The organism is Ureibacillus terrenus, assembly GCF_006569205.1.
Lineage (GTDB): Bacteria > Bacillota > Bacilli > Bacillales_A > Planococcaceae > Ureibacillus > Ureibacillus terrenus.
Window position 1 is genome coordinate 164,755 of the sequence record NZ_VIGD01000005.1, and the last position, 20,173, is coordinate 184,927.

The 20,173-nt window shown below is 43.5% G+C and carries 23 protein-coding genes; 4 read left to right on the forward strand and 19 right to left on the reverse strand.

Annotation, left to right across the window (positions count from 1 at the left end; genetic code table 11):
• Nucleotides 1-114: 114 nt before the first annotated feature.
• Both FKZ59_RS05585 and FKZ59_RS15080 read right to left on the reverse strand, forming a co-directional pair.
• Nucleotides 115-561, reverse strand: a complete 447-nt coding sequence (locus FKZ59_RS05585; protein ID WP_141601763.1) for an Hsp20/alpha crystallin family protein — start codon at nucleotides 559-561, stop codon at nucleotides 115-117.
• A gap of 71 nt (nucleotides 562-632) precedes the next feature.
• A complete protein-coding gene (locus tag FKZ59_RS15080) occupies nucleotides 633-767 on the reverse strand; it encodes a hypothetical protein (RefSeq protein ID WP_281279191.1) in 135 nt (44 codons plus the stop codon).
• 229 nt (nucleotides 768-996) lie between these two features.
• Here FKZ59_RS15080 and FKZ59_RS05590 point away from each other — a divergent pair, with 229 nt between their 5' ends.
• Together FKZ59_RS05590 and FKZ59_RS05595 are read left to right on the forward strand one after the other, a co-directional pair.
• Nucleotides 997-1,470: a hypothetical protein gene (locus FKZ59_RS05590; RefSeq protein ID WP_141601764.1), complete on the forward strand. Its 474-nt coding sequence runs from the start codon at nucleotides 997-999 to the stop codon at nucleotides 1,468-1,470.
• Nucleotides 1,471-1,737: 267 nt separating this feature from the next.
• Nucleotides 1,738-2,202, forward strand: a complete 465-nt coding sequence (locus FKZ59_RS05595; protein ID WP_246045829.1) for an amphi-Trp domain-containing protein — start codon at nucleotides 1,738-1,740, stop codon at nucleotides 2,200-2,202.
• A 609-nt stretch (nucleotides 2,203-2,811) separates the two neighbouring features.
• Here FKZ59_RS05595 and FKZ59_RS05600 read toward each other — a convergent pair.
• Nucleotides 2,812-3,312: a macro domain-containing protein gene (locus tag FKZ59_RS05600; protein WP_141601765.1), complete on the reverse strand. Its 501-nt coding sequence runs from the start codon at nucleotides 3,310-3,312 to the stop codon at nucleotides 2,812-2,814.
• Nucleotides 3,313-3,538: 226 nt separating this feature from the next.
• Here FKZ59_RS05600 and FKZ59_RS05605 point away from each other — a divergent pair, with 226 nt between their 5' ends.
• Entirely contained in the window at nucleotides 3,539-3,949 is a 411-nt protein-coding gene (locus FKZ59_RS05605; RefSeq protein ID WP_141601766.1) for a hypothetical protein, read from the forward strand.
• 131 nt (nucleotides 3,950-4,080) lie between these two features.
• Here FKZ59_RS05605 and FKZ59_RS05610 read toward each other — a convergent pair whose 3' ends face one another.
• The 7 genes from FKZ59_RS05610 to FKZ59_RS05635 form a co-directional block, all read right to left on the reverse strand.
• Complete coding sequence (locus tag FKZ59_RS05610; RefSeq protein ID WP_141601767.1) at nucleotides 4,081-5,325, reverse strand: DUF438 domain-containing protein; 1,245 nt, start codon at nucleotides 5,323-5,325, stop codon at nucleotides 4,081-4,083.
• An 11-nt stretch (nucleotides 5,326-5,336) separates the two neighbouring features.
• Nucleotides 5,337-5,561 (reverse strand): DUF1858 domain-containing protein, encoded by a 225-nt coding sequence (locus FKZ59_RS05615; RefSeq protein WP_141601768.1) that lies wholly within the window; start codon nucleotides 5,559-5,561, stop codon nucleotides 5,337-5,339.
• A gap of 422 nt (nucleotides 5,562-5,983) precedes the next feature.
• The gene (locus tag FKZ59_RS14675) at nucleotides 5,984-6,145 is read right to left on the reverse strand and encodes a hypothetical protein (protein ID WP_181733188.1); all 162 of its coding nucleotides are present in this window, start codon (nucleotides 6,143-6,145) and stop codon (nucleotides 5,984-5,986) included.
• Nucleotides 6,146-6,460: 315 nt separating this feature from the next.
• A complete protein-coding gene (locus FKZ59_RS05620; protein WP_141601769.1) occupies nucleotides 6,461-7,513 on the reverse strand; it encodes a tartrate dehydrogenase in 1,053 nt (350 codons plus the stop codon).
• Between the two features lie 35 nt (nucleotides 7,514-7,548).
• Complete coding sequence (locus tag FKZ59_RS05625) at nucleotides 7,549-8,142, reverse strand: ribosomal eL19 family protein (RefSeq protein WP_141601770.1); 594 nt, start codon at nucleotides 8,140-8,142, stop codon at nucleotides 7,549-7,551.
• Between the two features lie 138 nt (nucleotides 8,143-8,280).
• Entirely contained in the window at nucleotides 8,281-8,781 is a 501-nt protein-coding gene (locus tag FKZ59_RS05630; protein ID WP_141601771.1) for a hypothetical protein, read from the reverse strand.
• The gene (locus FKZ59_RS05635) at nucleotides 8,768-9,790 is read right to left on the reverse strand and encodes an S-layer homology domain-containing protein (protein ID WP_141601772.1); all 1,023 of its coding nucleotides are present in this window, start codon (nucleotides 9,788-9,790) and stop codon (nucleotides 8,768-8,770) included. The genes FKZ59_RS05630 and FKZ59_RS05635 overlap by 14 nt, the downstream gene beginning before the upstream one ends.
• Before the next feature lie 936 nt (nucleotides 9,791-10,726).
• On the opposite strand from FKZ59_RS05635, the gene FKZ59_RS05640 reads away from it, so the two are divergent.
• A complete protein-coding gene (locus FKZ59_RS05640) occupies nucleotides 10,727-11,248 on the forward strand; it encodes a DUF6241 domain-containing protein (RefSeq protein ID WP_141601773.1) in 522 nt (173 codons plus the stop codon).
• A gap of 142 nt (nucleotides 11,249-11,390) precedes the next feature.
• On the opposite strand, the gene cas6 is transcribed toward FKZ59_RS05640, so the two are convergent.
• From cas6 to FKZ59_RS05685, 9 genes are read right to left on the reverse strand one after another with little or no spacing between them, the layout of a single operon-like run.
• Nucleotides 11,391-12,365: a CRISPR system precrRNA processing endoribonuclease RAMP protein Cas6 gene (cas6, locus tag FKZ59_RS05645; protein ID WP_141601774.1), complete on the reverse strand. Its 975-nt coding sequence runs from the start codon at nucleotides 12,363-12,365 to the stop codon at nucleotides 11,391-11,393.
• Nucleotides 12,362-13,690 (reverse strand): RAMP superfamily CRISPR-associated protein, encoded by a 1,329-nt coding sequence (locus FKZ59_RS05650; protein WP_141601775.1) that lies wholly within the window; start codon nucleotides 13,688-13,690, stop codon nucleotides 12,362-12,364. Before FKZ59_RS05650 ends, cas6 begins: the two co-directional genes overlap by 4 nt.
• On the reverse strand, nucleotides 13,687-14,082 hold the full coding sequence (locus FKZ59_RS05655) for a hypothetical protein (protein WP_141601776.1): 396 nt from the start codon (nucleotides 14,080-14,082) through the stop codon (nucleotides 13,687-13,689). Before FKZ59_RS05655 ends, FKZ59_RS05650 begins: the two co-directional genes overlap by 4 nt.
• A 1-nt stretch (nucleotide 14,083) precedes the next feature.
• The gene (locus tag FKZ59_RS05660) at nucleotides 14,084-14,827 is read right to left on the reverse strand and encodes an RAMP superfamily CRISPR-associated protein (protein ID WP_181733189.1); all 744 of its coding nucleotides are present in this window, start codon (nucleotides 14,825-14,827) and stop codon (nucleotides 14,084-14,086) included.
• A 17-nt stretch (nucleotides 14,828-14,844) separates the two neighbouring features.
• Complete coding sequence (csx7, locus tag FKZ59_RS05665) at nucleotides 14,845-15,675, reverse strand: type III CRISPR-associated RAMP protein Csx7 (RefSeq protein ID WP_141601778.1); 831 nt, start codon at nucleotides 15,673-15,675, stop codon at nucleotides 14,845-14,847.
• Between the two features lie 2 nt (nucleotides 15,676-15,677).
• Nucleotides 15,678-17,201 carry an RAMP superfamily CRISPR-associated protein gene (locus FKZ59_RS05670; protein WP_181733190.1) on the reverse strand — a complete coding sequence of 508 codons (1,524 nt, stop codon included), beginning with the start codon at nucleotides 17,199-17,201 and terminating at the stop codon, nucleotides 15,678-15,680.
• Nucleotides 17,198-17,902 (reverse strand): RAMP superfamily CRISPR-associated protein, encoded by a 705-nt coding sequence (locus FKZ59_RS05675; RefSeq protein WP_141601780.1) that lies wholly within the window; start codon nucleotides 17,900-17,902, stop codon nucleotides 17,198-17,200. The genes FKZ59_RS05670 and FKZ59_RS05675 overlap by 4 nt, the downstream gene beginning before the upstream one ends.
• Entirely contained in the window at nucleotides 17,899-19,422 is a 1,524-nt protein-coding gene (locus FKZ59_RS05680) for a Cas10/Cmr2 second palm domain-containing protein (protein WP_141601781.1), read from the reverse strand. The genes FKZ59_RS05675 and FKZ59_RS05680 overlap by 4 nt, the downstream gene beginning before the upstream one ends.
• Nucleotides 19,419-19,946 carry a hypothetical protein gene (locus FKZ59_RS05685; protein WP_181733191.1) on the reverse strand — a complete coding sequence of 176 codons (528 nt, stop codon included), beginning with the start codon at nucleotides 19,944-19,946 and terminating at the stop codon, nucleotides 19,419-19,421. The genes FKZ59_RS05680 and FKZ59_RS05685 overlap by 4 nt, the downstream gene beginning before the upstream one ends.
• Between the last annotated feature and the right edge of the window lie 227 nt (nucleotides 19,947-20,173).

Sequence of the window (20,173 nt, forward strand, 5' to 3'; positions counted from 1 at the left end):
GCCAATTGAAAAAAATATTGTAAAATCGTTAAAGTGGTTTGACAATCAAAATCCTGGCAAGCAAAAAATTCAAAACGGAAAAGGCTATGACATTCCGTCATAGCCTGGGCTTGTTTACTTGATTTGGATGCGTCTGGATGAGCTGTCATCATCCGGTTTGAGTTTTGGAAGAGTGATTTTCAATACGCCGTTATCCAATTCCGCTTCGATTTTGTCTTGATCGACATTGTCGATATAGAAAGAGCGGTAGAATTCGCCGAAATGGCGTTCTTTGCGGATGATGCGGTCATTTTCATCGCGTTCTTCCGTTCTGTCATCGCGTTTTGCGCGGATTGTCAAGTAATTGTTATCTATGTCAATTTCGATGTCATCTTTGTTGAATCCTGGCAAGTCGGCTTGTACAATGTATGCATCTTTTGTTTCTGTAATATCTGTGCGGAGTGATTTGAAATCGCTACCCAATGCTGGCAAGAAATCATCATCGAATACATCTTCGAATGCTTTTCTGAATTTTTCAAAAATGTCGTCATTTTTTCTTCTGAATGGTCTTAGTTCAAACATTTCAAATTCCTCCTTTGCTATTTTGATAGCTTGTACTTTTTACATCTTTATTATACACCATTTTTTGTATTTTATTTTGAAGGTTTTGTAAATTGATGTAAAATTATCATGTTTTTATCATATTTTGGACAATCTTTTATTATCTTTTCATCAAATTTTCTCCACATTTTTGTAATAATCCCCTTTTTTCCGACAACCGCTGACACGAAATTTATACCCCCAAAAACTGGGCATTAAACCATTTTAGTCGAATTTCCCTATTCGTTGACTTCCGGTGCCTCCACAATAGCGGCCGGATGGCTTGTTTTCATAAAAAAATATTCTATAAGAACGATTTTCTTTGGCCCCTTCAGTCATTTCTTTAAAAAACGTTCATATAATGACAATGATTTTTCCCGGGAAAAAATCGCCTTATCAATGGAAAGGAGGAGCCGGATGTATCAATACTTTGAAGACTATGCGGTTGTCGGCCTGATAGGAGGATTTTTTGTATTAATCGCTCTTATACTCATTCACTATATTCTGACTGCCATCATTTACTATTATACAGCCAAAACAAATGGTCCAACCGATCTGGCATTTTTGGCTTGGATTCCAATCATCAATTATTATCTGCTCTTTGCCTTCGGATCCAAGAAAACGGAACCGGCGGAAGTAAAAAAGGATGCGCTGATCTGGGCTGTCATCTACGCCATCCTGGTCGTTGTTTCGCTCATTCCGATCATCGGATGGCTGGCCTACATCGCCGTTCTGATCATTTCCATTTACTATTCGTACCGGCTATTCTACCGCTGGACAGGGGAAACAGGAAAATCCGTATTATTTGTCATTCTCACCATCATCACGGCAAGCATCTTCTTCTATATTTACGGCCTCATCAAAATGAAAAAAGAATTCGCGGCTGCATAACCCTTGGGCCATAACGGCGAGTTGCCCCCCTCAAAACGGAAAAGGTGACGCGGCAACATCGTCATCCATCACGGAATGGAAAAAGTTTGCAGCTGCATTCATCAAAATTGAATAACGGTGCGCAAATGGGCTGGGAAAGATCCGCGCGATGCTTCCCAGCCTCTTTTTGCGGTGGTGAAGAATAAAGATACATTGACAATTCCGTCAATTTTCCCCTCTCATCGAAATGGTACAATAAAAGTAAGAAAAGCAAGGGAGGGTGTCCAAATGGAAGAAAAAATGAAAGAAACAACATCTGGACAAGCAGTGGATGACATTGCAGAAGAGCTTTCAGACGTGCAAATGACCGAGGCTGCCGGGGCCGGACCGGTGGGAGATGAACCCGGGGATGAGGCAGCAGGAAATGACGGTGCCCTATTTGACGGACAGGAGGTTGATGAGCAAACGGCAAAGGCTTCCGGCGAAAAACGGAATCGGGAACAAGTGCTCATCAAACATAAGGAAGTGCAAACCGTTCAGGAATTTGCGGAAACCCTTGAAAAAATCGCCCAAAAACTGAAGCAGGAAGGAAAATTCACCTTCGTCCAGGGCGCGGAACAAGTGGAAGTGGCGCCAAGCGATCAAGTGAAAGTGGATGTGAAATATAAGGTGAAAGGCGACAAACACGAATTTGAAATCGAATTCGAATGGTCTCCCGCCCTCAAAAAATCGGGCAAAATGTCAATTGAATAAATTTTCGCACAAAACGCTTTGAAAGCGGTTTCAAATCTGTTATAATATAGTTAAATCATTCACATGCGATTGTAAGATGAATCATTCGATTCTCCTCTCTGACATTGGAATCAAAGCAAGTCGGTTGGGATGCGGCGGCTGCCATGCCCCGCAAGACTTGCGGGTACCGTAACGGACTGAGCAGTATTTTAAGCAAGTGCAATAAGCAATCTGTTTTTCTCTTGAACAATCGCAGGTGAAAGGCTAATTGTTCATCCAGGAACAATGGCCGGTGAAAATTGGATTCGTGCATGCAATTGTCCCCTTATGCCAATTGTCGCATTTGAATGAATCCATATTTTCTCGTCCCCTAACCTTATAATGATTCTTTCAGCTCATTGGGAATTCCGTTCGCGGGATTCCCGCTTTTTTTTGTGGGAAAACAGGTATGGGGATTGGGCTGCGGAAAGGGGGCACGTCGGCAAAATGCTTTTTCATTGCGGTGACAGAGTCCAAATCTTTTGGCGCCTGATCCCCTGCAACAGAATCGCCCTTTATCCGGCCAGCCTTTCAGCGGCGAGGGGCAAGGTGAAAATGTTTGGCGTTATGACAACGCAAACACTCCCGTGGCTAGCTTTTCAGCAGCGCTTTCCCCATTTGGAGCATGTCCTGGTCAATGACGGCGATGTATACGTCCATTTCATTCTCTTTCAAAAATTCCTGGATGGCCGTGATGGCGACTTCCAGCGCTTCCCTTCTGGGGTATCCGAAAATGCCCGAGGAAATGACCGGAAACGCAATCGAGCGGCAGCCGTGTTCTTTGGCCAGTTTCAGCGATTCCTGGTAACAGGAGGCCAGCAATTCCGCTTCCTGTTGATGCCCGCCTTGCCAAACCGGACCGACCGTATGGATGATAAACTTGGCCGGCAAGCGGAAACCATCCGTGATGACCGCTTCCCCGACAGGGCAATGGCCGATCTTGTCGCACGCCTCTTGCAGCTCCTTCGCACCGGCCGCACGGAAAATCGCCCCGCACACCCCTCCGCCCATCTGCAAGCGTGAATTGGCCGCGTTGACAATCGCGTCCACCGCCATGGTTGTAATATCTTTCTGCACGATTTGTAATGTCACAGAAATTCCTCCTTATGGTAAATGGATGGATTGTGGCTATAGCGCCTGCATTTTGTGAGATGCGAATCATTCGCGCGAATTTGAAAACATTCTTTAGAAAGAAAGATTCTATCCGGGTCAACGGGATTCCTTCTGGAGAGTTCATCTCATTTATGCCCAAGATGCTTCTCCATCCGCCCATGTTCACTTCGTATATGCCCAAGATGAATCTCCATCTGCCCAAGCTATGTATCTATACGCCCAAGATGCTTCTCCATCTGCCCATGTTCACTTCGTATATGCCCAAGATGAAACTCCATCTGCCCATGTTCACTTCGTATATGCCCAAGATGAAACCTCATCCGCCCATGTTCATCTCATTTATGCCCAAGATGAAACTCCATCTGCCCATGTTCACTTCGTATATGCCCAAGATGAATCCTCATCCGCCCATGTTCATCTCATTTATGCCCAAGATACATCTCCATCCGCCCATGTTCATCTCATTTATGCCCAAGATGCATCTCCATCCGCCCAAGTCCATCTCATTTATGCCCAAGATGCATCTCCATCCGCCCATGTTCACCGCTCATCCGCACATGCTAACCCCTCGAGGTCACAAAAGAAATTTCCATTTGCACATGTTATCCGCTTATAAGCCAGTTAAATCTTCATCTGCGCCGTTTCTCCTGGTCAGCGCGCCCAATTCCGCCCCAGCCCTGCGAAAGAACGTCAATCCGTCTGCAACAAAAACGCCAGGCACATCAAAAGTGCCTGGCACCTGCCGCCTTACGACAAAATCCGTTTTTCGCCTTCCAATGCCCGGATGCCGGAAATGTTTTGGGTGAATTCAAGGGTTCCCATATATTTGCCTTCTTCATCCCGCACCGCAAAATAGCGAATATACACAAACTTGTCCTTGAACGGAATCCAGAAATCTTCCACATCTTTCTTCCCTGATTTGAAATCCTCGAGCAGCTGCTCCACCACATGCACGCTTTGCGGAGGATGGCAGTTTTGCACCGTGCGTCCAATGACCGCCTTCGTTCTTGTAAAAATCCGTTCTTTTCCGTGGGAGAAGTATCGCACAATATCGTTTTCATCAATAAACGTAATATCCACCGGCAGATGGTTGAAGATGGCTTCGATTTGCTTGACGGATAAAACACCCGTTTCGAAGCGGACATACCCTTCTTCCGGATGAATGTTTTCCTTTTTCTCAATCGGCAGCGGATGGCGGACAGGTTTCCATTCTTCCACGGAATCGATCAGGCAGTATCCGATTTTATCACTTTCCTGGGCAATTTTTAGCCATTCATCTTCCGTCAGCTTTTGCAAAGCCATCGGGAACAGGATGTTTTCCTCTTTAAAAATCATTTCCGACACTTCGCGCATCACAAATTCCAAAACTTCCAATACATCCTCCTTTTGGCCATCGTAGTCCAACAATTTGCGCTTCGCGTCCTTGATGCCTGCGCGAATATAATCATCGACGCCCCACATCACTTTGGTCGGGCCGTAAATCCCGTATTTCTCAAGATACGGGAATAACAAATTTTCTTTTCTGGAATAATGCTTATCCACATCCCATAAAAGATTCAAGTCTTCAATCAATTTGAACCGGTTTTCGTCGGAATCGTCTTTCATAAAGCGCCCGGTATGCAGCTTCATTTTGAAATTTACCAGGTAATCCAATTCTTTATTTTCCAGTTTCCACGTATGCACCGGATGGCCGGGCTGTTCTTCCGGTTTATCGGATCTATGGATGTCTTGTATGGATCCCTTAAACACTTCGGTGTGCACCGAACAGAGCCGGCGCACTTCGTCCACCGGAATTCCTTCCTCTTCCATCAATGCTTGTTCCATTTGGGAGATTTCGTCAACCGTCACATCCCCCACCGCCCCCTGGAACTTGGCTTTCACTTCCTCGACAGATTTTCCTTCGTGGAGCTCTTTAATGATGTCCTTCAGCATTTTCTGCCGTTCATTTTTATGCAAAATCCCTTTTTCGCGGTTGTTGATGAGTTCGCTCATGGGAATCCTCCTTACTTTTTTACGTTATAGCCATGCCTTTCAAAGGTTTCGACAATTTCATCCAGATCGATTTTCCGCATCCGCGCCCCTTTCGGAATGGTCATGATCCTGCCCGCGCTCTGAAGCATCCCCTGCTTGGTGATTTGTTCAAAGCCCAATTCTTTCATGATGCCGATGATGCGAGGGTCTTCGGTGCACAGTTCGTAAACCGTCTTGGATAAATCAATGGTTTTCAAATGCGATCACCCCGAATGAAATTTTATTATGAAAAGAAAATTATATTTTTAAATAAATAGGAATGTGTGAGGCTAAGCTGCATTTCGCTGAAAACAATTCTCACTGGTATTATAATCCGTCGTTTCTTGCGGCATTGTGATGTAAATCACTTATGAGGATTTTTTTGTGGTGGCGAATCAACAAAAGAAAACCATGCCGGCACCGAATTATATTTGCGGCGAAAAAAATTTGTATAATGCTCAAAAAAGCCTTGGCGGCGACAATCGCGTTTGCGGCGGAAAAATTGTGAATCCACAAAAAATAGCCATGTCCGGTTCGACTGGACATGGCTTCCGCACGATTGATGATTTCTTAAAAGAAAAGCAGCTTCCAATTGATTGCTTGTTGATTCCATTCAAAATCTATCATCATGCACTTTTCATCAACTATTCTCTTTTCTCAGCTTTTCCGCCTGCTCGACCCATTCATCGATTTTCCGCTCGATTTGCCGGATGCATTCTTCGACTTCATCTCTTTTCCGTTTCTCCAATTCCTTTGCCGATGCATAGAGAAGTTCTTTATAATCTTCGGCCAATCCAGCCACTTTTTTCCCTTGCTCATCGGTGATCCAATCATGGGTTATATATACGTAACCACACTATGAATTAAACAGCGATTGAAAACTTCCTATATAATATTCAATTGTTGCCATTGGATTGGCGCATGGTTGTGAGCGGTTTCCGCCAAAGGCATGGGGGAGCCGAAAATGACAAGCCCCCCGCAGGAGCCCGGTTTTGTACGATGTTCACCGGATTGCGTGCGGTTTCCAGCAATTTTTTGGGAATTTTCCCAATTATGCGCGCTTTCGAAGATTTATGCGCGAATGGACGCACCGCTAAGCACCCGGCTGCCGAAAATCCTACGAAATCCGTTTCAACACTTCCCCAATCACTTCTTCGGTCGTCGATGTTCCGCCGATGTCCGGGGTTTTCACGCCGGATGCCGTCGTTTCTTCGATGGCCTTCAACAAATGCGCGCCCAGTTCATCGTAGCCCATATGGTCCAGCATCATCTTCGCGGTCCACAATTGTCCGATCGGGTTCGCGATGCCCTTTCCGACAATGTCCGGAGCGGAACCATGGACCGGCTCGAACATGGAAGGGTATTTCCCGTTCAAATTGATGTTGGCGGCCGGCGCCACGCCGATGCTTCCCATGATGGCCGCGCCGATGTCCGTCAAAATGTCGCCGAACAGATTGCTCGCCACAATCACATCAAACTGCTCCGGCTTCAGCACAAAAAAGGCCGCCAGCGCATCGATATGGTTGGATTCCGTCACCACTTCCGGATAATCCTTGCTCACTTCGCGGAACACCTTGTCCCAGAAAGGCATGCTGTAGACGATGCCATTGGATTTCGTGGCGCTCGTCACCTTTTTATTGCGCTTCATCGCCAAATCAAAGGCGAACCGCATCGCCCGTTCCGTCGCTTTCCGGGTGAATACCGCATTTTGGATGACGATTTCATCCTCCCCGTGGTGGACGCTTCCGCCCGCCTCGCTGTATTCGCCTTCGCTGTTTTCCCGCACCACAATAAAATCGAAAGGCTCCGCATCCGCCAATTTGGACGGCACGCCCCTGAGGCTTTTCACCGGCCGCAAGTTGATGACCTGCTCGCATTCCCGGCGAATCCGGATCAACAACCCCCACAAGGAAATATGGTCCGGCACAAGCCGCGGATCGCCCACCGCCCCCAAAAAAATCTGCTCGAAATTCTTCAGCGTCCCGATCCCGTCTTCCGGCATCATCTCGCCATGTTCCAAATAATACTCGCAGCTCCACGGAAACTCCGTAAATTGAAATTTGATCCCGCCATGAAGCTCCGCCAGCCGTTCCAGCACCCTCAACGAAGCGGGCACGACTTCCCTTCCGATTCCGTCCCCCGGAATCACCGCAATCTCATGTACGTTCATGCAATCCCCTCATTTTCATAAATTTTACAGAACTATTATAACAAATTAATTTGAAGGGAAATGGCATTTCCAATTTTGAACAGGATTAATAAAAATGATGAAAAGCAAAAATAATTGGAAATTGGATGATAGATCATCTTGGGCAGATGGAGAATTCCCTTGAGCAGATAATCATTCCTCTCGGGCAGATGGCGGTTCCCCTTGGGCGGATAGAGTTCTCCCTTGGGCGGATAGGAATCCCTCTTGGGCGGATAGAGTTCTCCCTTGGGCGGATAGAGTTCTCCCTTGGGCGGATGGCCTTTCCTCTCGGGCAGATGAGAGGTCATCTTGGGCGAATAGGGATTTTTCTTGGGCGGATAACATTTCCTCTCGGGCAGATAAAACTTCCCCTTGGGCGGATAGAGTTCTCCCTTGGGCGGATAGGAATCCCTCTTGGGCAGATATGGATTCTTCTTGGGCGGATGGCCTTTCCTCTCGGGCAGATAAAACTTCCCCTTGGGCAGATGGAGTTCTCTCTTGGGCAGATAGGAATCCCTCTTGGGCTGATAAAGTTCTCCCTTGGGCGGATAGCAATTCCTCTTCGGCATTTGCAATTTCATCTTGCGAAAATAAAAGAGAATCTTGTTCACTTAAGGCCCTGCCTTGCATTTAAAAAATTACCTTATGCAAATAAAAATCCATCATATGCGCATAACCCCAAAACCACACAATAAAAACGGCGCAAGACAACTCCTGCGCCGTTTTATACAAATCTCTCAAATCCTCTTTTAATCCAGATAAATTCCCACCCAAACAATGTAATGCCCGACAACCTTGCCGTCTCTCACGATGACTGCATTGATATCGGAATTTTCAATTGGTCCGGTGTATTGTGTAGCAGAATCAAAATCAATTTTGTCAAAGCGGATGTCCTGGTATGGTTCAAACAAATAAATGGTTGTCCCTTCTCCCGGAATCAGTTCAAGCGTCGCCTTTTCATAGGCTGAAACAAACTGTTCGATTATTGAAATTCCGTTCGCGTTGACATATGAATAGTGCGGTTTTGCTTCCTCCCCATTTACCTTCAGAACCGGGAACGGATCCAAATTCGCCGCTTCATCGTCTACCACGTCCAATTCAACCAGCATTTCGCCGATGATAATGCCGTTTTTCAACGCAACCGCATGCAAATAGGAATCATGATAAAGTTTAATTGGCCCATTATAGACAGGGCTGTTCAAATTCGCGTAATAGGAAGGTTCGCTCCTCAATGGATCATGATATGACAATATATGACAATATATAATGAATCACCGCCCCTTGATCCGAAAACAGTGTAATCGGATCCTGGGAGGAAACGGATATCTTTCCATATTGGACAGCAAAATGGTTATTTTTTACCGAATATTTTCCATTCGGCCGCTTTCCATTTATCTCAAGGACTGGAAGCTGCTTGTCAATTGCGTGTTTATCCGCTTCCTCTAAATCGCCGAATTCTATCGACGTGATGGAATAAATGCTTCCGCCGATCACTTTTGCTTTCACAGTTGCCCCTTTGAATGATTCTTTGCCGGATAAACCGAAGAGAGTCTGAAGCCTGCGTGGAATTTGATATTCTTTATTGCCGGCTATGATGGTATCCCCATTGATTTCGGAAATGTTGATTGTGGCATCGGTTGCGGCATTTTCGGCCCGGTAAACAAACACAACCATTTGTCCGCGTTTCACGCTATCCGTTCCGCTGAAGGTCGTCGGTGTAGTACCTGTCGTGATTTTGTATTCATATAAAGCTCGAATGTAATCCACATATTCTTTGTTTGTTAAATCGGTAAACGGTGTTTTCGTGCCGGGGGAAGCTTTGATATTGAAGGCGCGGGCGATGATTTTCGCCATGTGATTCCGCTGTATCGGTTCATTCGGCCGGAATGTGCCGTCCGGATAGCCATGGATGATTCCTTCTTTAACCAATGCGGCAATGGCGCCGTAATATTCATTGGATTTGGAAACATCTTTGAAACCGGGATCTTCCACATCTTGCTTGTCCAAGTTCAAGACGTTTGCCAGGATTTTCGCCGCTTGTCCCCGGGTAACCGGCTGATACGGCCTGAATGTGTTGTCTTCATATCCATGGATAATCTCCCGTTCAACCAAGTCGTTGACAGCATCATAGAAATAATCGGACGGACGAACATCATTGAAGAAAAAAATCGATATTGCATGCGACACCGACGGATAAATCCCCGCTATTCCCCCCGCAACGAACAAGGCAAGGAAAACATTCCTAATTTTTCTTTTCATTGAAATCCTCCCCTCTGGATTTGTACGCCATTGATATCAGGTATCCGCCTATTCTCCTGTTATGTAATGACGGACAATTGAAAAATCTTGGGTGTTGCCGATTATGTTGAAACAGATGGAAACGGAATTCACCCTTATACGGCTCATTTTATTACTCAAAAGTAATATAAAAACAACAAAAAGCCCCTTATAGTCTGCGTTCAAAACATCCATGTGCCGAATAAAGCTTTGATGAATGTCCAATCAATCTGTTCCTGGAAGTAACACAGGTGTCAGTCGACACAACCGCGAAATCCCCTTGTCCGATCAATCCCCCTTTCTAAGATAATTCTTAGGTCCATTAATTTCCTTATTTTGTTTAAAATTGTAAACTATTCTTTTTATTTCTAATTTAATATCGTTCTTCTTTGAACGCAATAGTACCGGATAACTAATTTATAATGCCGGATCACCCGTATGCGGCCGGCTTTTTTTGTAATCTTTTGTGCAGGGGCTGGGGGTTCGCCTCTGTCCGCGTGAGACTGGCCTCTGTTTGGATAAGGGGATTTGCAATTAGCGCAAGATGATCTCTCATGTGACCAAGAGGAACTCCTTTGTGCCCAAGAGGAATTCCTTTGTGCCCAAGAGAAATCCCCATCTGCCCAAGTTGAACTCCCATGTGCCCGAAGAGAATCTCCATACGCCCAAGTTGAACTCCTAAGTGCCAAAGAAGATTCCTTATCTGCCCGAGATGACCTCTCATATGCCCAAGGGAAATCTCTATCCGCCCAAGATGATCTCTCTTATCCCCAAGAGCAAACTCCATCCGCCCAAAATACATCTTCATCCAAGCCCAAGAAACATCCACCCCCATATCCCTCCCTTGACTTAATGAGAAAATTTGGTATGTTATTTACAAGATTGGAAATTCTGAAGGGAGCAAATGGAAATTTTCTTATGAGGAATAAATATTGGATGGTCGTGGCTTCATTGATCATAGCGGTGGCGGGGATTGCGGCTGCGGTCATTTTGCTCAATCAGGGTAAAGCGAAACCGCAAGATTCCGAAAACATCAATCCGGAATCGATCAACACCGAAACCCGGCAGCCGATAAAAGCCTCCACATCCGACGATTACACGATGCCCGAAGAGGTGTTCATGCAGACCATGCATGAAATGACCCACCAAAAAGTAAAAGCCGATACAAAATGGGGCTTTACCCCAATGACCGAAGAACAGATAGATAAAATGTTGACGATTTTGGAATATAACGATTATGAGCATGAAGAATTTTACCGGGAAGCCTTGACCGCCTGGAAAAACGGCGACTTCTCCAACGCCGTCAAAGTGCATAATAAAATTTGGAAATGGCAAGGCGGAACAATCGGCAAAGCAACCGGCCTTCTTTCCCGCGAGGAAGAAGAAGAATATTTGGAACATCAAACGGAAAAAAGCTTCTCCCAATCCGGAAGAAATTAAGCAAAGCGCCTGGCATCCAATTAAGTGCCAGGCGCTTCTTTTGTTGAAAAAGTTAACATCATTTTCTAAGGCATCTGCTCAAACGGCGTCGCCAATTTATTCAGTTAATCGATGAAATACCGGGAAGCCAAGCTGCCTCATTTTAATATACCGAAAGCTTATACTCCCCAAATCCAAAGGCTGCCTGTTTTCCGATATGCAAAAATTGTCCTGCATACAGCAATGGAAAAAGCTCCTTCAAAGTATCCCCTTCCACCACCATTTCGCCAATGATGCCATCCAGTTTCATTTTTTGTTGCTGCCTTGTGGAAAACCTTTCAAAGCTCTCATACTCCCACCCGGAAAAGACCGTGTCCACATCAATGGATGCATCAATCCAAAACGCTTCCCATTCCGGATCCAGCTCATACTGATGATGAAAATAAAGTATGCTGTTCAATCGTCTAATTAAATTCATGACAAACAAGTCAAAGGGCAAATCTTTCACATAACGTCCTTCATGTTTCACACGGGCGGGCGTGACCAATTCCAGCTTCAATTGGAAAGGCCGGTATTCCGGAATAGCTAAAAGATTTTTAAAACTTAAAACAGCCGGCTCACTTAACAGCCGGTCCCCTTCAAAAATGATCCTTTCGATTCCCGGTTCCACGGACTTCACCGTCCGGATGATGAAAGGGACATGTTTTTTGCCAAATCCGATTTCACCGAACCTTCTGATGGCCCCGATATAAGACATATAATCATCCACCGCATTGCCAAATAAATAAATTTGAAATTCAAAAAGCTCTCCGTTTTTTATAATGGATGGATAATTTTTCTCCACACGGATGATATATGGCCTTGTATACGGAATATAGGGATGCGCTTGCGTCGTGGCGCCTTCCCGATCTTCAAAAGACAGGGTGTAGGAACACTTTTCGGGACATTGACATTTTTCTCGGCATGTCCGGACATCAAACAGGCACAATTTCTGCTTTAATGCATATCCTAAACCGCCACGGATGGTAATGGCTGGATAGGCCGGTATCACCATCTCTTCCATCGGCTCAATCGCAAATTTTAAAACCGTCATGCGGAAGGGGAGAGAAAAAAGCATCTCGGATGTATTGAAAATCACAACTTCGTACCCCGTTTCAATTTTGTATATCGTTTCACTTTTTTTCCTTTATTTTGATATATTTTATGGCCGTCAAATGTTTGATCATCGGTCAAAGCGAAATACTCTTCATATTTTTTTTGATATGGATTGCTGCCTTTGTAAAGTTCCGCTTTGTCAATTTGCCTGCTAAACTCGGGAGCGTTTAAATCCAATATTTTCGTTGCATCCCTTACATAAATGTCCCGGACCGTTAACCGGACCCTTCCAAACCCTAAAGGCTTTCCGCGGCCGATTGCATATGTCGCTTTCTTCGCCAATTCCGAAGCTTCGGCGCCAGCATTCAATTCGATTAACCGGACAAGCGCCGCCAACTCTTCCTCCTTCAAATTTTTAAAATAAATGTTGAAGGTATAAACCGTATTCGGGGCAATTAAAATGATTTTTTCCAATTGTACCGCCTTGCCGTTTTCAATGCAGATATGCTTTTCACGATTGATCTTCCAATGCTCTCCTACAAAACCCCGGAATGCCTCTTTGACTGTTTCCGCTATGCATCTCTTTTCCAAATCTTTTGTGCGTCCCGCCAGATAAACCTTTCTTCCCGCAGGTCGCAATCTCTTTTTTGTTTTTTCCATATAATTCATGTTGAAACGATTAGTCCCCTTTATCAATAACCCCTTTGGTGAAGCCAATGTAAAGGGCTTTAAATACGCTTCCTGATATTCGGCATGTTCAGTGACAGCATCTGAAAATTGCAACAATGAACTTAAAGCGATTCCTTTATTTTTCTTTTTGGAATTTTCATTGCTTTGATTTTGCACAAATCCAAAAAAATGGGATGCCAATCCATGGTTCTCAAGAGTGTTTTTTTCAGATAACCAATCTGCCGGAATATATTCCCTCAGTTTTCGATTAGACCCATTACTTTCCTCCACCGTCAAAACGTCATTCCAGATGATTTCCGCCGCATTGTGGAGCATGCCGCGAATCGATGAAGCCGGAATTTTTTTGTGAAATCCTTTTCCAAGGGCATTACGATAATCATAAATTGGTACAGAATTTTTTTGACCGCCTGATTTCCTGGCTATTTCTACTACATCGCCCATTTCATCAATTGCGACCATCGGCGACTTCAATTGCAAATCCACCGTCATGACACCGGTATAATTCGTTTTCAAATCTTGTTGTTTTTTGGCGCAGTGAGTGGATTCAATCGGATCATCAATGGAAATAAAGTCATAAGGAAGAACATCCATTTCGGCTTCCATTGCTGCATTTTCATTCTCCGCGGGATTTTTCAATTCCGGAAATAACTTATTCAGCTTTTCCCCCATCAAATTCATCCGCTTACCCCCTTCCAGCTTTCAAAATACAATTCTCCATCTTCGATCATTTCAATTATCAAATATTTGAACGGGAGATTCCGATTTTTTTTGGCTGAATCATCAATCATCAACGTTCTGCTTTGTCTTTTCTCTTGGGAAATGGAAGTTTTGTCCAATTTCACAATGCGATAATAGGATGGATATTTTTTGATTTTCCACTCCTCGTCCTCCGAAAAAAACCGAAGAAAATCAAAATTGTCTGGAATCTCGGTTGAAGATTCCAGTTTCCCGATTTTATATTCAAGTATACTTTCCATATAATACATAGCATCGGAATGTTTCTTCTTAAATTCTTCCACCAGTTCCGAAAGATTGATGGACTCGGTTATTTCTGTTTGGAATATGGACATATCATACACCACCTGCCACTTTCTCGGCGAGGGCATCCACGCCAAACTGCATCCATCGGAAAGTCTGTTCTTTTTCAAAGGATTTAAGATATCTTTCAGAAATCAGCGACTTTTCCTTTTTCCAATCACTTAGATCGACGTGAATTGATTTTTTGGCAATTTCTTGTCCTGCCTTCCCGCCAAAAAATTCTAAAACAACATCTGCCCGATGCAATGCCACCCGTCCGAAGCCTCTCGATTTTCCATGTCCGATTTGAACACTTCCGGAATAAAGGGCTTTTAAAACCAAAGCCATTAACCCGAAATCCTCCGCCGTCGGGTTCATCACGTCCAAATGCAAAACCCATTTGGTGGTCGGACGAATCACTTCATATTCAATGATTTTGGGATCACGTGCGGATAAACGCGGAATGGCATTGATTGTCTTTGACCCCTGCACTTCTTTATCGAACTCCGAATCGGATATGAAGATTCTCCCTTTCAATGACTGTGTTCCAAATAAATCCTCAAGCAACTCATTAAATTGTTGAGTATCAAAGTAAACGGCCAAATCGCTTAAATAGGATCGCACGACTCCTTTAACCGAACTGCCTGTAATTACATATTTTACATCCTCATTGTAATCATTTTTCATCATTAAATTTTTGTTTTCGTTGCTGCTTTCTGTCCCGATATGGATGGGAGACAGCGCTTCCAGTTCCAAATCAAAGGAAGCGTTCCTGCAAAGTTTTTTAAAAGAAGCCACGTTGAACACCTCTTTTCTTATAAGACCTTTTCCAAAAATTCAGTTAGCGTTTTATTTTCGGTAGGTGTATCTTTGCCCAACAATGTTTGAATAATGGCATTCTTATTTTCCTTCTTTGAAAAATCGTATATTTTTACGGTTCCGCTTATAAATTCAATTTGTCCGAGACCCCTAGCCAGCATGCCGCCAATGCGAATTTGATTTCCCTGCAGCTGTGCCAGCGCCAATGCGAGCACTTTTAAATTTTCCTCTGTCATATTTTCGGCAGTAATCACCATCTCAAACTCGTAATTTGGCAAAATATATTCATAAGTATAAAAACGATTTCCTTTAACCGTGCCGGTGTCTCTGTCGATTTGAATTCCTTCCCGTATATTTGTTAACGTATTTGCAGGAAAAACAATATGCTCAAACTTTACCTTCGAAGCAATGGAACCTCCGCCGTATGTGCGGCAAATCGGACATAGTTCATCATAATAAAGATTGTAAATTTTCTCTTCAGAAATTTTTCTATCTTCTTTTTGTTCTATTTCTTTTATTTTTTCTTCTATTTTTACATTTTTATGTGGAGCGCATGCCTTATCTCCATCCAAATAACACGGCTCTCTATCAAAAAATAGATGGGCCAGGCGTTCACTGGCAGAACGCATCAAACCTTTAAGTGTGGAACCGGGAATGAACGGATTTTCATTTTCCGAAACTCTCATAATCGGATTTTTTGATGTTACAGAATCTTCAGAATTTCCGCCAACATGGATGGGCGTGATATTTTTCAATTTGATGCGGAAAATGTACATGTTTTTCAATTTTGAAAAATTCATATTTTCATTGTAATTTGTTTCGCACATCTTCAACGTCTCCCCTTTTTGGATTCTTGCTTCAGCCGAACTTGTTCCCGGACTAAAAACCCGATAAATGTTTTTACTGCCCAATCTTTCATTTCTTTTGAATAAGAAAACGCATCCTCAATTTTACTGATTTCCCTCCGGAGGGCTTCCCCAATTATCAATTCCGAATTGGGAATTTCATTTTTCCAGGCACTAGTTGCATTTGATTCCAACCGCCGCTGCAAGTAGTACTTATATCTTGTTTTCATTACATTGCCATCTTGATATTTTTCATATTCTGTGCTCATCAGTTCTTTCCGCGGATCGGATAATGCCATCAAGGCCTGCCATTGAGAAATTGGAATCAAACCTTTTGTTTTCTTTGCAAAATCTATTGCCCGCTTCAAAAGTTCCTCTTTAATTTTTATTTCTTTTATTTCGTCAATTGGTCCAGCTTGATTCTTACACGATTCTGCAACTTTGACTTCCTTCGCTTCCGGCATCAGTTCAACCTGTCCAAATCCTTCCTGCACCCGTTCGCCAATTCCCTTTTCTTCGATTTCCTGAATCGCTTGTAAGATCAGATTGATTTCATCCTCTGAAACTCCTTTGAATTTCGTGACATGCGCCGTCCCCGGCAATAAAACATGGGCGGATGTCCTCATCGCATTCCATGTTTGCTGCCAGCCGTCCCGGATTGCCCCATAGCCATAGGTTTTAAATTCCGCTCTATCCCCAAGCTTTTCTATGAAATCAACCATTTCTTTTGAATTTTTCACGATGGGGGCAATGTGAATCTTCCAATCGATTTCATCCGTCGGGAGCAAATATTCATCCAATAAAATTAATGGACTTTTGGCCACCAGTACCACCACAAAGGTGTCATCCGGACATGCCGGCAATTGGCTGGCCCTTTTTTGAAAATCACGTTGAAGATCGCTCTTTTCCTTGGCTTTGAAGATGACTTCGGCTTTTCCATAGCCCGCAGACCGTTTTTTCCCGATATACAGGGTACATTGATAATGGTCATCCAATTTTTCACACACTGTTTCGAGCACTTCTTCGGGGATGGCGGCTGTTGTTTTAAAGACGGTTCCTTCCGCAATGGAAGTCATTGTATAGAGTTTTCCTTTTACCACCGCTTCCCTCGTCGGGCTGATTTCAATGCCCAACGAAGCATCGATTACCGGATGTTCATCATAGCCGCACTTCGGATATAACACTTCTTGCTCATCTTTGACGCGATATCTTTCTCCTTTTACCAGCTCATCCAAATAGCTTTTGGCGGGTCCTCCCGATTTTCTCACTTTATAATAGACGGGATAGAGCACACTATTTTCCAAGTGGGCGTCCCGGAAAATGCTTTCCTTGACAAAGCGGTCTGCCAAAGGATGGTCGAAGCCCGCTTTATATTCCCAAATTTGCGCAAAGGCGCCGCGCCATGTGGAACCTGGAATGTAGCGGTTTGTACTCCATAAGGATTCGGCATTATATTTTTCTGCGATGGCGATCGGCTGCAACGCCTTGATGGTCACGTCCCAAATCATTTTGACACCCCTTCCCCCAAATGTTTCAGAATTTCTTCTTCGATTTCTGATTGTTTCAGAACCCAATCTCCAATTTTGCATGATTCGATGATGATCCGGCCCATTCCGTATCCTGTGGATTTATCGCCCCCGAAACGTTTCGTGGCCAACATGGCCAGCATCAGCGCAAACACTTCCTTTTTATTCGTTTCGTCCGGAATATACCCATCCACCTCTCCGGCCAAAAAAGAGCCTTCTTTCAAAGTGATAAACTCCTCCACTCGCAAAGAATGATTCTTCGCGGCTTTCCGGAAACGATCCACGCTCGTGCTTGCCGACCATTCCAAATGGACGGATTCCGTTTTTGCCCTCAACGGGGAAAAATGAGCCCAGCCCGCATAACGCTCTTCTCCGAAAATCGGTTCTGCCGGAACATCAAATAAATGCTCCAATTTTTTAAACGTGGAACGGAAATGCCCCTTTACACTGGTCCCCGGAATCTCGTAAACCTTTTGAGAGTTTGCCAACTTCCTTGTTTTGAACGTGTTGTCCACTGAACTGTTTTTTCCCGTGCCCGATCCGATTTTTAATGGACTTGGCACTACTTTCTTTTGTTCTTCCGACCCTTTTAAAACATTTGATGAATTATTCTCTTCCCCCATGTTAATCGTTCTTTCCAACTTAAAGATGTATTTGATTTCGACAGGGATATAAGCCGTCATTCCATAACCACCTTTTCATCCACAAATTCGTACAAATCAAACAGATCTCTTAGCGGTGTATAAGGGATTCCGTTTCTTTCAAAGGCAAACGGCGTTTTTCGGAACTTTTTATTCCATTCGAAGAAAATTTCTTTATGTTCCTTTTCCAGCCGGGATAGCCATTCTCTCCACTCGAATTCCATCATCAATTTGCTCGGTTCGGCCGTAATGCGGTAAATCGCCTTGATTTTGCTGGATGGAAATTTTCTTTCTTTTAACTTGCGGGCTTTTTCATATAAATCTTTAAAGGACAAGTGTTGATCGTCCGAATCCCCAATCCGATAAGTGCGGACATATAAATCCCTTCCATCAATATTCATTCTCTTTTCGTCAATGGATGTTATATTTGAATCATAGAGAATTTGGAAATCCAAAGTGCTTTCATTGCTCTCCGCTTTCGTTTTCGCCATCAATTCATAGGCCAAATTGTAAAGTTGGTGGATCGGATAAGTGGATTTGGCGATGATAATCCCCGCAGCCAAATGCTTACCTTCTTTTAAATTGATTTTGTTTTTTGTAAAAAGATTAAAATATTTTAATAAATAATAAGTGTAGACAGTTGCGTGTTTTCCATTGATTATCGCCGCAAAGTCATCCCCGCCGATGGAAGAAAAGTCCACCCGAAACTCTTCTTCTTCAAATCCAATTTCCAAACATTTCTTATACGCTTCAACCGCGGCGGAAATTAATGAATCCTTCAACCCTTTACTGATTTCCTTATATCTTCGGATAAATGTTTCGTCATCGGTTTCCCTTTCCAGATCCCCTTTAAACAATTGGCCGATTCCTTTTCCGTCCGCATAAATAAACCCGATAAAACTGTCGGATGGCTCGTCCCCGACCAAATCGGACATTTTTTCGACCCTCTGAAATGGAACTTCTTTTATTAATTGTTGATACACTTCTTCCAGTCCGGATAGGTCTCCATCCTGATCCGAAAATTTCGGGGAATCGATTTTTTCCTTCAGCCCATCAAACGCCTTCTTCTTGTTATAGCAACTGCGGCAGCAATGCATCTCTTCCACTTCCAGACCTTTTTCGGCTGCCCGTTGGTGGCAGCTGTCGCAACGTTTCATAATGGGAGCGATGGAAATATTATGGATTTTCTTTTTATATTTCGCGATTTCCGAAAGACGAAGCCGCTCTTCCGCCCGCTGCAGCCAGTCGTGCATCAATTCGTGTTCCCGTCTTTCCACATTGACGATGGATAAGCTGACTTCATCTGTCGCTTCCAAATACTTCCGTTGAATGGCAGTCATATAACCTTCCGCATCTTCTTTCCGTTCAAATAACACACGGGCTTCACCGCCACCGGTGCTGAGCACGAGGCCACCGAATTCTTCCGCAATCCGGACCGTCTCGACGATGTTCAACTCATCCAGTAATATGCTCGCACCGCGGATCATCTTAAATTTCGGGCTGGCATAAATGTAATCAATAATATTATTGGTATCGCTGACGACCAGGTATCGGTATTTCATTTATTGGCCCCCCTGTTCTTATTAAAAATTGATTTATATTTATTAACAATCCACTTAACTAGTTTTCGTGCAAAGAAAAATGTAATATAAAAAATAATAATGATGGATATAGAATAAAATGTATAGGAGGTTACTGTACGGATATCATTTTTGTAATCCGAAAAATCCCAAAACTTATTAGATAACAAGCGATTCACAATTCCGCTCAAATCATTCTCAAAATTTGGAACTATTAAATTTATTCCTAAAAATCCCGTAAAAGCTGCCAAAATGGTTAAAGTCCGAATTTCTTTTGACTGAACTTGTTGTTCTTGTTCCTGTTTCTTCGTATGCTTCTCAATCAACCGTTGATTCAATTCTTGCATATCATGGACAACCGATTGATAAAGTTCTTCAATCCCGAATATTTCATAAAGAAATTTCCACATTTCAATTCCTTGAATCTCCTGGGAAATCCATCTGAAAAAGTAGATTTGGTTTAATTTATAATAATCTTTAAGAATATCTTTTGCCGATTCTTCCAAAAATTCTTCCCCAAGCAACGCATAACGCCCCAACAAATCTTGCAATTGCTCGCGGTAATATAACAGCAGGACAATAAACAACAAATAAATGCGGCTATAGTAGATGTAGTATAGATTTATGGACACAACTTGGTTAAGTCATTAATATTAAACTAACGAAAGGTTGTGTCCGAATCATGAGTCAAAAACGGTATAATCAAGAATTTAAACAAACAGTAGTTGAGCTT